Genomic DNA, 12452 nt, shown 5'->3' on the forward strand with positions numbered 1-12452 from the left:
CGTCATCCATTCTTGCGTTTACTGCGCGACATTGAAGTGGGTCAGGTCTTTACTATTGAGCCGGGCTTATACGTGGTCGATCAGTTGCTGGAAGAGCACAAAGACAGTGCTGATATCAACTGGGATAAGGTGGATGAATTGCGTCCATACGGCGGTGTGCGTATTGAAGACAGTATCGTGGTTGGAGCCGATGGAAATGAGAATCTGACCCGCGATGCGTTTAAAGAATTGGGCGCTGAATAATACGTCTATTGATGCAGAACTTTGGAACCTAAAACAACCGGGTGGCTGGCTCCTGTAACTTCAGGCTGGTTACCCGGTTTTTTGTGCTCATAGCACCAGCCTAGCCAGGCAAAGGCCATGGCTTCAACCCATTGCGGATCCACTCCCAGGTTCTCCGTGGTATTGCATTTAGCCGGCGTCAGTAGCTCTGCAAAGCGCTCCATGAGTAACGGGTTGTTCGTGCCGCCGCCGCAAAAATAAACCGCGTCGGGTTGTTGTGGTAGTGTTTTCAGAGCATCTTTGACCGTTATAGCCGTAAGTTCAACTAAGGTGCGTTGAACATCGTCAAAAGAAAGCTGCTTTTTCTCTAATAGGGGCTTAAGCCAGTCTAAGTTGAACTCTTCCCGACCCGTGCTTTTGGGGGCAGGTTTTGAAAAGAAGGGGTGCTGAAGTAACTGTTCTAACAGTGCAGCCTGAACTTCACCTGCGCGAGCAAACTGTGCGTCTTTGTCGAAACTTTCATTCGGGTAATGCTGCTGAACCCATTGGTCCAGCAAGGTATTGGCAGGGCCTGTATCAAAGCCGAGCACCTGGCCTTCTGGACCTAACCAGGTGACATTGGCTATACCGCCTAAATTAATGACAGCAATACTTTGCTTCTGATGCGCAAATACTTGCTTGTGAAAAGCCGGAACCAGTGGAGCTCCCTGACCACCGGCGGCGATGTCTTTGCGCCGGAAATCATAAATGACATCGATACCTGTGCTAACTGCCAAGCGGGCCGGGTCGCCAATCTGGCAGGTATAAGGGGTTTTAAAGTTGGGTTTATGGCGTACCGTTTGACCGTGACTGGCAATTGCGGTGATGCTTTCGGGTGTAAGCCGTGCCTTCACTAAAAGCGCTTTAACGGCTTGAGTGCAGTGTTCAGAAAACGCGACGTCCAGAGCTGCCAGCTCATCGGCTATCCAATTGTCGGTATGACTTATTTTAAGTAAACGAGAGCGGAGGTTTTGGGGTATCGCCAGAGAGTAGCAGGCTTCCAGTTTAACCTGACCTTGAGCGTTTATCTGGACTAATGCCGCGTCAACAGCATCCATACTGGTGCCCGACATGAGTCCGATAAAACGCTGAGGCATTATCGCATCGCCAAATAAACGCGCTTGTTGTCGTTGAGTATTGCCATCACCTGATCCGCATGCTGGCGGAAAGACGGAAGTTCTGACTCAGCCAATGACTTGGCTTTGGGCAGCTCAACGGTACGCGGATTACGGTGCACGCCGTCGACAAGAAATTCATAGTGTAAATGAGCGCCGGTAACGCGACCTGTTGCTCCGACACGTCCAATGACCTGACCCTGCTTAACTCTGTCGCCATTTCTTACGTGTTTGCGACTAAGGTGCAGGTATTTGGTAACGTAGCGCTCACCGTGTTGAACAAAAATATAATTCCCGTTTAACGAGGTATAACCTGCAGCTACAACTTTTCCATCGCCGGAAGACATCACCGGTGTTCCTGTCGAAGCCGCGTAATCAATGCCATTATGCGGTCGTACTCTACCGGTAACCGGGTGCAAGCGTCGAGGGTTAAAGCTCGAGCTGATATAGGTGAAGTTTACCGGCGAGCGCAAGAAGGTTTTGCGCATGGCACGTCCATTCGGTGTGTAATATTGACCGTTGTCGTGCAAAATCGCCTGGAAGTTTTCATCCCGGTTAACAAATTCTGCGGCTAAAATTTTGCCGTAACCGACAAATTCGCCGTCGACATAGTGAGTTTCGTAAAGCACGCTAAACTCATCGTTCTTGCGTAAATCTAAAGCAAAGTCGATATCCCAACCAAAGATATTAGCAATGCGCATAATTTGATTGTCAGTCAGTCCTGAATCTATGCCTGCGTTCCAGAAGCTTGAATCAATAACGGCGTGAGTAAACTCGGTACGAATCTCGACTTCTTTGGTTTCTACCTCTGCTACAAAGTTGTCGCTTTGACGAGTAATGATGAGAGTCTCGGTATCATTGATTTGATGTGCCAGCTGAACCAGCTCGCCTTCACCGTCAGTTGCGAAGCGCAATAAGTCGCCCGGGTGAACTTTACGCAAGTACTTAGCTTCGTCACCCGACTCGGTAACGCGATACAGCTGTTGAGCGCTAAAGCCCACTTTACTGAATATTTTGGCCAGGCTGTCGCCGGACTTAACTTGATAAGTTTGCCAGGTAAGCTCGGAGCTCTCAGAATTTTCATTCGAGTTTGATTGCTCAAACGCCAGCTCCAATTGGTAGCGTTTGCCTGGCATTAACTGTTCCGCTGGCGTACTGTTCTTAGAAGCAGTCGCCGGTTCTGACGGAATGATCAGTAATAGCAGGAGAGCAACGCTGATCGCACTGATCAGAATTTTATGAGAATGCGGAAGTTGCAGGAACATCCGCTGAATTTGGGTGACAGATTTCAATGTCATATTTTAGCGCACTTCACTTTCTTTATTGTGATTATCCAGTAAACATTTGTCAGCAAACACGGGGTTTACCGCACCTGTTTACGACCACGGAATAACCTTATGGTTTCGAGGATAATACGAAAAAAAGAAGAATACCAGATTAATAAGCTTAAAACAGTGTTAATAATCGCGTAAAATGGCTGGTTTATCAGTTTTTACAGTTGGAGATGAGGATGAAAACCGAAGTGGCGGAAGCTATTGCCGAGATTACTCGCGGTGCCGAAGAAGTTTTACTCGAGCAGGAACTGGCTGAGAAATTAGCGAGTGGTAAGCCACTAATAGTGAAAGCTGGCTTTGATCCAACTGCCCCGGATCTGCACTTAGGCCACACGGTCTTAATTAACAAATTGAGAGTGTTTCAGGACTTTGGTCACAAAGTTGTGTTCCTGATAGGGGACTTTACCGGCATGATAGGCGATCCCACAGGCAAAAATGTCACCCGAAAGCCGCTGACCACTGAACAGGTTATTGCAAACGCTGAAACTTATAAAGAACAGGTTTTTAAGATTCTGGACCCCGCTAAAACGGAAATTCGCTTCAACTCTGAGTGGATGTCGAAAATGGGGGCTGCCGATATGATTAAGCTAGCTGCCCGTCAGACGGTCGCGCGTATGTTAGAACGTGATGACTTTAAAAAGCGTTACCAGAACAATCAGTCTATTGCGATTCATGAGTTTCTGTACCCGTTAGTACAAGGTTGGGACTCTGTTGAGCTAAAGGCGGATGTTGAGCTTGGTGGTACCGATCAGCGTTTTAACCTGCTAATGGGGCGCGAGCTGCAAAAAGAAGAAGGGCAGCGTCCACAAACTGTCATTATGACGCCGTTACTGGAAGGCCTCGATGGCGTTCAGAAAATGTCGAAGTCATTAAACAACTATATTGGCATTACCGAATCCGCTAATGACATGTTTGGTAAAATTATGTCGGTATCTGATGAGCTTATGTGGCGTTACTTCCAGCTGCTCAGCTTCCGCTCCATAACGGAAATTGATGAATTGAAGGCAGCGGTAGCCGACGGTAAAAACCCACGCGATGTCAAAGTACTGTTAGCAAAAGAAATTATTGCACGCTTCCATTCTGAAGAAGACGCAGAGAAAGCGGAACAGGATTTTATTCAGCGCTTCCAAAAGAATGCATTACCGGATGATATTCCGGAAAAGACGGTGCAAGTTGGAACCGAGGGAATGGCGATAGGTAATGTGCTAAAGGAAGCCGGTTTAGTTCAGTCAACCTCTGAAGCGTTGCGGATGATAAAGCAAAATGCCGTTAAAGTAGATGGTGAAAAGTTCAGTGATGCGCGTTATGTGTGCACTGAGAAGGACTCAGGGGTCTATCAGGTAGGCAAGCGCCGCTTCGCAAAACTTAACTTAACGGCTTAACCGTTCAAGGTTTCAGACAATAAAAAAGGTGCCAGTTGGCACCTTTTTTTGTTTCCGTGCTTTTAGACTCTAAAGCTCTTGATTGAGTCCTGCAGCTCATCGGCCAGTTTCGCTACTTCGTTAGACGCCTGAGCGGTTTGTTTCGAACCAGAAGCGGTTTGTTCTGCAATAGAAACAATAGCTTCAAGACGTTCGCTGATATCGTGTGCGGTACTGCTCTGTTCTTTCGCAGCGTTCGCAATATGGTTACTGCTGTCCGAGGCCTGGTGGACTGACTCAGTGATTGACTGCAGTGCCTGAGCGGCTTCATCCGACTGTTGAACACTGAGTTCGGCTTGTTCGCGGCCCTTATTCATTACACTAACAGCGCGTTGAGAGTCGTTCTGCAAGCTTTCAATCATATCCTGAATTTCTTCGGTCGACTCCTGAGTACGGCTGGCCAGGGTACGAACTTCATCGGCAACAACAGCGAAGCCACGACCTTGTTCACCAGCCCGAGCAGCCTCAATAGCAGCGTTCAGGGCAAGCAAGTTGGTCTGATCCGCAATACCGCGAATAACATCTAAAATACCGCCAATGTTTTTGCTGTTCTCTGATAACTGATCGATAACCTCGGAGGCACTCTGAATTTCGCGAGCCAGGCCTTCGATAGTGGTACGGTTTTTATCTGAAATTTCCCGTACGCGCTTGGCTTCGTCATCGGAGTGCTGAATTTCCTGAAGAGCCTGATCAGCGCCATCAGCCATTTCACTCGCTGTATTATTCATTTCTTGGGTGGCTGTTGCCACTTGCTCTATTTGACGGCGCTGCTCATCAATCGCGTTCGTTGTTTCGTCAGAGACATTGGAGGACTCTTCCGCCGCTGTCGCTAATTGAGTCGCGCGGTTAGCGATACCTTCAATAAGTTTACGCAAATTGCCGGTCAGCTTGTTAGTGTTTGATGCCAGTTCACCAAACTCATCCTGAGCGTTGTAGTCGACTCGCTCAGTCAGGTTACCGTCGGCCATAATATTCAGCATATGGTTAACACGAGACAATGGCTGACTGATACTGCGTACGGTATACCAGGAAATTAAAATGGCCAGTGCAATTGAAACAACCGTAATAATGCTGTTTATCCAGCTGCTGGTTGAAATTGAATCTGTCACAGAAACTCGTGTGTCTTCAGCAATGCCACGAACCGCATTCTGCAACTCATCAGTTTCTGTCATTAACTTGTTCAACTGGGTTTGTGAACTATTCAGTGAGTTTTCCGCGTCTACGCGAAGTTGTTGACGGCGAATGACATTTGCGGGATAGGAACCATTACCCTGCAGACTGTCGATGGCATTACGAACGGTCGTGATAGCGTCACTAACCATTGTCTCAGTTCTGCCGGTTGCCTCGTTCTCTAAAACTTCTAAGCGGGGGCGGATACTGTCAATATTAATATCAATTTCACTACGAATAACTTCGGCACTGTCTAGTTTGTTGGCTTTGTTTAAGTCGTACATCAAGGTGATAAGGCTCGACAGCGAGGACTCAACATTACTGGCTTCGCGTGAAATAACTTCGTTGTTAGACATATCCATGGTGTCTAGCAGCATTATAGCAGCGTCATCGATATTGAATGCAATTTCATCCAACTGAGAAGCTGTTGTGGTTTGAAGTTCCAGGTATTCGCGTTGCTGATTGAATAAGCGGTCGATTAAGTCGACATACTTCTGAGAGTCCTTTTCAATAGCATCAATTCTGTCGCCTTGACCGGCGCCCTGAATTAATCGGTTGAGTTCGTTTAACGAAGAAAAAAGCGAACTACGGGATGCTTCAAATTCTTTTCTGTGAGCATCGACCTCGCCAACTTTTTCATCATAGAAAGTTTCTAATTGCACGCTGCCCAATTCAAGAATATCCACTTTGACGGCAGCTACTTCATTGAGCGCGGGCACGGCCTGGTCGTTGAGATTATCAACCGATGAGCCAATGCTGTTGATATTAAACAACGAGCTTAAGCTAATGATGAGTAACAGCAATGTAATGATGGCAAAACCACCAATGACTCGCATGGCAACAGTAATTTTCATGAAACTTTCCTCAGCACTGCATGATTATTATCACTTCCCGGACAAAGCCGGTTGATGAAAGAATGTCTTACTTTCAACGTTATATAACGTCATATGCTGACCCCAGACACAGCCAGTATCGAGCGCTATTACATCTTGACGTCGGGTCTCACCCATTAACGCAGCCCAGTGTCCAAATATTACGCGATTATCGGATTCAGGCCAAAAGTTAAACCACGGCTTAAACGAATCCTGCGATGAACTTTGATACGGATTATCTTTTTTAGAAAATTCGAGTTCACCATCCGGGCTGCAGTAACGCATTCTGGTAAATGCGTTCACTATAAAACGGTATCGGTCGAATTCTTGCAGACTTGAGTCCCATTTTTCAGGAGTGTTGCCAAATAGTTCGCGCATGAAGCTCTCAAATTGAGTGCTGACAAGAACATTTTCGACTTCGTTAGCGTATTGAGCTGCTTCTTCCAGCTTCCACCAAGGGTAAATTCCTGCATGGGCTATAACCGTTTCATGACTTTTTAGCTGCTGCAGCAAGGGCTGCTGACGCAGCCAGTCTAGCCAACGGAAACGTTCGCTATCAGCAAGTAAGGTGTCGAGTTTATCCTTCGGGTTTGGCTTGCGGTAGCCGAGTAATACGGCCATTAAGTTTAAGTCGTGGTTGCCCAATACAGTATGCACTGAACGGCTGTTTTGATAGAAGAACCTGAGTGCATCACGAGAGTCCGGACCGCGCGCAACAATATCCCCAACGCACCATAGAGTATCGTTTTCTGGGTTAAAACTGACTTTGGTTAGCAGAGCTTCAAGTTCGCGGAAGCAGCCTTGAATATCTCCAACAATGTAATGGCTCATAGTTAATGAATAATATTAGGAATAGCCAACCGGAATGAGGGAATCGGTGTTTTAAACTGCTCGCCCTGGGCATCTATCATCAAATAATGACCTTCCATAGTACCAATAGGTGTTGCCAGGACCGTACCGCTCGTATAGCTAAAAGACTCTCCTGCCTCAAGCTTCGGTTGTTGACCGACAACACCGTCACCAGCTACCCGGGTTATTTTACTGTCTGCATCAGTAATTCGCCATTCACGGGCAAGCAATTGTACCAACTGACTGGATTCATTGGTTATGGTTATCGTATAAGAAAACACGTACTGGCTGGCATCAGGGTTCGACTGCGCCGCTAAATATTGCGTTTTTACATCAATTTCAATTTTACTGACTGTCATTCTTTTCCGCTTGTTCTGTGAGCCAGTCCGATATTCTGCAGTAGTCATCTACCGATAAGGTCTCTGGTCTGGCGCCAGGGTTAATGCCAAGCGCTTCGAGTTGCTCTGCAGGAACCAGCTGTTTTAAGTTGTTACGTATTGTTTTACGGCGTTGATTGAATGCTGTCAAACATAAGCTGTGTAGCTGAGCTTTGTCTTTCACCGGGTGGGGGCTTTCTTTGTATGGCTCTAAACGAACGACGGAAGACTCAACTTTAGGCGGCGGCGTAAAGGCTGACGGCGGCACCGAAACTACAGGCGTTACTCTGCAGGCTTGTTGCACGCCGACACTGATTCGACCATAGCTTTTTGAGCCGGGTTCTGCGGCCAGGCGATTCACCACCTCTTTTTGCAGCATAAAGTGCATGTCCTGTATGTGCTCTGCAAATTTTAGCAGGTGGAAAATCAAAGGTGTCGAAATATTGTAAGGTAAATTACCGAATACTCTTGCCTGCGCTTTCTCTGCAAACTGGCTAAAGTCGATGCTTAATGCATCTCCCTGTATTACTTCCAGTTTCGCACTTAAAAAAGGGTGGTGCTGAAGACGCTCAACCAGGTCTCGGTCAATTTCAATGACCTTCAGATGGCCGGCGCGATCCACTGTGGGTTCGGTTAACGCTGCTAGCCCCGGACCAATTTCAATGAGGTTTTCACCAGCTTGAGGGTTAATGGCATCAACTATCTGTTCAATAATGTGCTCATCGTTCAGAAAGTTCTGACCAAACCGCTTCCGTGCACGGTGCCCCAGATGGGTTTTGCTCCCGCCTGAGTGTTTACTCCCATTTTGGTTTTTACTCATAGTACGCTGCTCTTGCCATATCGATAGCGGTTTTCATTGCCAGTCGACAACTACCGTCATTTATTTTACCTGTTCCAGCCAGTTCAAGGGCTGTACCGTGGTCCACAGAGGTTCGTATATAAGGTAGACCCAGAGTGATATTTACCGCTTGACCGAAGCCCTTATATTTTAGCACGGGGAGCCCCTGGTCATGATACATAGCAACTACTGCACTGGCGTCTTCCAGGTATTTGGGCTGAAAGATAGTGTCCGCCGGGTAGGGGCCATGTAGGTTCATACCCTGTTGCTTCAGATGCTCTATGACTGGAGATATAGTCTCAATCTCTTCACGGCCCAAGTGTCCGGACTCTCCGGCATGAGGGTTTAAACCACAAACCAGAATTTTGGGGTAGGACTCACCAAATTTCTTGCTCAGGTCGTTATGCAGAATCGTTAAAATGTTGGTCAGGCGCTCTTTGGTCACTGCTTTTGCAACATAGGCTAAAGGGATATGAGTCGTTACCAAAGCAACGCGTAAGCCTTCGGTGGCCAGCATCATCACAACATCATTGCAGTTGGCTTCGTGGGCTAAAAACTCTGTGTGTCCCGAGAAAGCAACGCCTGCCTGGTTAATCACGCCTTTATGCACCGGACCTGTGACGATTGCATCGAACTCGCCTGCAAGGTTGCCATCGGAGGCTCGCTTTAAACAGTCGACTACGTAATGACCGTTAGATACAGATAGCTGACCGGCAGTGACTTCTTCGCATACAGGGATGTGCTCAACCCATAAATGGCCAGGCTGGTGTTCTGGCACGTCCTCACCTTTACGATAGCGATGCAAAGTAATGGGCAGGTTGAGTTGCTCAGCGCGCTGTTTTAATAAGTTTTTGTCGGCACAGACAATCACAGCAGCCGGCCAGGGCTGCTGTGCAATTTTTATAATCAGATCCGGGCCTATACCTGCCGGCTCACCCGGTGTAAAAACTAGTGTCGGTAGACTCACTCGGCAACTCTTCTGACATAGGCCTGATCACGTTTTTCCTGTAGCCAGTTATCTAACTCTTCGCGGAACTTCCGACTGAAAAGCATTTGATAAGCTCGTTCTTGTTTACTTTCTTCAGTGGCGTCCTGAGTTCTGCGTTCAGTAACTTCCACGATGTGCCAGCCAAACTGAGTACGGAAAGGCTCGCTTATGGTGTTTGCTTCAATGGTTTCAACTTTTTGCTTGAATTCTGGTGCATATTTGTCAGGGCGTGCCCAGCCTAAATCACCGCCGCGTGAAGCTGAGCCTGGATCCGCTGAGTGCTCTCGGGCAAGTTCGGCAAAAGTTTTTTCGCCATTGGCAATTTGCTCACGATAGTTGTTGAGCATTTCTTTCGCTTTATTGTCCGACAAGATAACTGATGGTTTTACTAAAATATGTCGAGCTTTGACTTCCTGGACTTCTACCGTTTGTTCGCCACGTTTGTCCTGAACTTTTAGAATGTGAAAGCCAATACCGCTACGAATAGGACCAACAACTTCACCAACGGGTTTTCCGTCGACGGCTTCAGCAAATAGTGTCGGCATACTGTTCGCTGTCATCCAGCCCATATCACCACCTTCTAAAGCAGCAGAGCCTGATGAAGAACGTACCGCCAGGTCAGAAAAGTCCCGCCCTTTTTCAAGAAGGCTTAAAACGGCATCAGCACGTTCTTTGGCTTTTTCAAGTTCAGCTTGCGAAGCATCGGAATCCGCGGCGATTAATATTTGAGCCAAGCGGTATTCTTCCTGAACTTCCTGATTATTATCAATGAGTTTTACCAGGTTATTTATTTCCTGAGGCGTAATTGCAACTCGTTGTCGCACGGCAGATCTTTGAACTTGCTGAATAACAATTTCATTACGGACATTTTCCCGGTACGAAGCCCAGGTCATGCCATTATTGACCATCTCTTCGCGCAGCTCAGCAACAGTGATGTTTTGATTGTTGGCGATGTCGCTAATGGCTTGCTCAAGTTGACCGTCATCGACTTCTATGCCCATGCGGTCAGCCATCTGAAGCTGAATTTCCTGTAATATTAAGCGTTCAATTGCCTGAGTTTCCAAAACCTCATCGGAAGGGGCATTACCATTATTAAAGTTTTGACTGTTTTTTACTTGCCGAACCAGATGATCAATTTGGCTTTGCAGAACCACGCCTTCGTCAACAATAACGACGACACGATCCAGAATCTGTTGAGCCTGAACGCTATTATTCAGCAAAAGGGACGATGCTATCAGCACTGCTGCTGAACAAAACATTGCAATTTTTTTCATTATACCTACCACTAGTTACTGAGATAAAAAGGACGGCGGTAGCCGTACGTACTTTTCTCAAGCATGTTAATTAGACCACTGTTATCAGAAGCTAATCCACTGATAATAAATTGTATACTAATGCCGTTGTCAAACTGTGTGTCGCCGTTTATCTGGTTCGCACTAAATGCTGGCTCGAGATCACGGTTTATACGTCGGTAAGCACTAACTCGTAATGCCCAGCAACAACTGCTGTATTGGACGCCCACCATAGCATCATTTAAACGGTCATGTGTGAGATCGTAAAAGACATTTGCAGCTACTTGCCAACGTGAACTAGCCGACCAAACTGCTTGTGTTCCAACCTGCTCTATATCGTTATTCAAAATATTGGTTGCTGTGCGGTGACTCACTTGTACCAGGTTCGAATCGTCTTTGCGAAACTCTATCGCGGTCTGACTCTTACGGGTGCTGTTAAGTTCCGTATCGTACTGAATTGAGCTGCGCAACGACCAGTTTTCATCAACCGCCCAGTTTATGTCAGCCACCCACTCACTGTTACTGGAAGTCGTGGTTTCTTCATTAGCGGCGAATAGCTGCGTGCGACTGTCTTCAATGTTGTATATTTGACCAAGACTGGCGCGTAGCATTTCACGTTCATTCTGAGTGAATAAGCTGCTACTGATTCCGTAAGTTATTTGGTTGGCCTCTGCTATACGATCCAGACCTGAAAACCGACGGCTACGGAATAGACCATGGTAGTCGTCTTGTAACAGCGAAGTGTCGTAAATACCGATGTCTTGTTGGTTTTCATAGGGCACGTAAAGGTATTGAATTTGCGGCGATAACGTTTGACGGTATTGATCATTGCCAATTTCAACAGACCTTTCCAGGTGCATACGAGCTCTGACCCGCGCTCTTGGCAACGTCCGTGTGACACTTTCCGCAATTGCACTGTCCGGACTTTCCTGCCAGTAGCGTGTATAAAGATAAGACAGCTCCGCTTCGGTATCGAAGGCCGGCTTTTCATAACGATATCTTAGGCTCGGTTCAATATGGGCGCGGGTAGCGTATTCGCGTGATTGGTCCTGATTCTGAAAATAAGTCAGTTCGTTATAAATACCTGCACTGAAACCATGAAGAGTCTTTGCGCTATAGTCCACGCTCAATTGCGGAAGTGTCCGGTAGGGGCTTCGGTAATCACCTATCAGCTCATAGTCTTCAGTCCGCAGTTGGGCGGTCCAGTTATCGTTATCGTAGTCCAGCTGTGCGACACGGTATAAATGAGTATCGGCTCTGCCAGCGAAGTCACTGCCAAAGTCGTTTAAATAATTGTCGTCGCTAATTTCGGTGGCATCCAGGTAAAAGCTTAGGTCCGGATTAATCTGCGCTGCATGCTGAACATGCCAAAGGTAACGCTTTTTATTTTCGATGCGGGTATCGTCATTACCTAAATACTCTAAATTGAATTGTCCGGCATTTTGCCCAAATAGATAGCGATACTCGCTTTTCAACATAGTGCCGCGTTCGGACATATAGACTGGCGCTATAGTGGCATCCATATTGGGTGCAATATTAAAGTAATAAGGGATTTCTACTTCAAAGCCACTGTTAGATGATGAGTCAAAAGTAGGGTAAAGCAGCCCGGTCTTTCTCGCGTCACTTATAGGAAAGTTAAAGTAAGGCAAATAAAGAATGGGCACGTCGAATAGCTCGAAACGGGCATGCCAGGCTTCCCCGAAATCACTGGTTTCATTAATTTGAATACGCTGCGCGCGTAATTGCCAGGCTGGTGAATCTCCGGGGCAAGTGGTAAAGCTTGAGTCCTGCAATAGCACCTCTTGTCGAGATAAAGACAGACGTTCAGCATGACCCCGGGCATTATGATCCTGCAGACGATAATCGCTATTATAAAGCTCTGCTCTGTCTTCATTCAGGTCGAGAAATAAAGAATCGCCTGTGACGTTAAGGTAG

At 46.9% G+C, this 12452-nt stretch carries 11 protein-coding genes; 2 read left to right on the plus strand and 9 right to left on the minus strand.

The genetic code is table 11. The features are described from left to right. Nucleotides 1-243 (plus strand): M24 family metallopeptidase (locus tag B3180_RS08225; protein WP_286843956.1); only part of this gene is annotated, 243 nt, incomplete at its 5' end. A gap of 5 nt (nucleotides 244-248) precedes the next feature. On the opposite strand, the gene B3180_RS08230 is transcribed toward B3180_RS08225, so the two are convergent. Together B3180_RS08230 and B3180_RS08235 are read right to left on the minus strand one after the other, a co-directional pair. After that, a complete protein-coding gene (locus B3180_RS08230) occupies nucleotides 249-1358 on the minus strand; it encodes an anhydro-N-acetylmuramic acid kinase (protein WP_278358413.1) in 1110 nt (369 codons plus the stop codon). After that, on the minus strand, nucleotides 1358-2674 hold the full coding sequence (locus tag B3180_RS08235) for an OapA family protein (protein WP_054489618.1): 1317 nt from the start codon (nucleotides 2672-2674) through the stop codon (nucleotides 1358-1360). Before B3180_RS08235 ends, B3180_RS08230 begins: the two co-directional genes overlap by 1 nt. A gap of 212 nt (nucleotides 2675-2886) precedes the next feature. Between B3180_RS08235 and tyrS the strand changes: the two genes are divergently transcribed. After that, the gene (gene tyrS, locus B3180_RS08240) at nucleotides 2887-4092 is read left to right on the plus strand and encodes a tyrosine--tRNA ligase (RefSeq protein ID WP_199494291.1); all 1206 of its coding nucleotides are present in this window, start codon (nucleotides 2887-2889) and stop codon (nucleotides 4090-4092) included. A 62-nt stretch (nucleotides 4093-4154) separates the two neighbouring features. On the opposite strand, the gene B3180_RS08245 is transcribed toward tyrS, so the two are convergent. The 7 genes from B3180_RS08245 to lptD all read right to left on the minus strand — a co-directional run. Further along, the gene (locus tag B3180_RS08245; protein ID WP_054489614.1) at nucleotides 4155-6155 is read right to left on the minus strand and encodes a methyl-accepting chemotaxis protein; all 2001 of its coding nucleotides are present in this window, start codon (nucleotides 6153-6155) and stop codon (nucleotides 4155-4157) included. A gap of 30 nt (nucleotides 6156-6185) precedes the next feature. Continuing rightward, nucleotides 6186-7004 carry a symmetrical bis(5'-nucleosyl)-tetraphosphatase gene (locus tag B3180_RS08250; protein WP_054489612.1) on the minus strand — a complete coding sequence of 273 codons (819 nt, stop codon included), beginning with the start codon at nucleotides 7002-7004 and terminating at the stop codon, nucleotides 6186-6188. Nucleotides 7005-7006: 2 nt separating this feature from the next. Next, nucleotides 7007-7381 carry a Co2+/Mg2+ efflux protein ApaG gene (gene apaG, locus B3180_RS08255; RefSeq protein WP_278358414.1) on the minus strand — a complete coding sequence of 125 codons (375 nt, stop codon included), beginning with the start codon at nucleotides 7379-7381 and terminating at the stop codon, nucleotides 7007-7009. Beyond that, a complete protein-coding gene (rsmA, locus tag B3180_RS08260; RefSeq protein ID WP_278358415.1) occupies nucleotides 7368-8219 on the minus strand; it encodes a 16S rRNA (adenine(1518)-N(6)/adenine(1519)-N(6))-dimethyltransferase RsmA in 852 nt (283 codons plus the stop codon). The genes apaG and rsmA overlap by 14 nt, the downstream gene beginning before the upstream one ends. Beyond that, nucleotides 8212-9204, minus strand: a complete 993-nt coding sequence (gene pdxA, locus B3180_RS08265; protein WP_054489607.1) for a 4-hydroxythreonine-4-phosphate dehydrogenase PdxA — start codon at nucleotides 9202-9204, stop codon at nucleotides 8212-8214. The genes rsmA and pdxA overlap by 8 nt, the downstream gene beginning before the upstream one ends. Continuing rightward, complete coding sequence (gene surA, locus B3180_RS08270; protein ID WP_278358416.1) at nucleotides 9201-10499, minus strand: peptidylprolyl isomerase SurA; 1299 nt, start codon at nucleotides 10497-10499, stop codon at nucleotides 9201-9203. The genes pdxA and surA overlap by 4 nt, the downstream gene beginning before the upstream one ends. An 11-nt stretch (nucleotides 10500-10510) precedes the next feature. Next, on the minus strand, nucleotides 10511-12452 hold a 1942-nt coding region (lptD, locus tag B3180_RS08275; protein WP_286843962.1), incomplete at its 5' end, for an LPS assembly protein LptD.

Source organism: Idiomarina sp. UBA4206 (assembly GCF_002383015.1).
In the GTDB taxonomy this organism is placed as follows: domain Bacteria; phylum Pseudomonadota; class Gammaproteobacteria; order Enterobacterales; family Alteromonadaceae; genus Idiomarina; species Idiomarina abyssalis.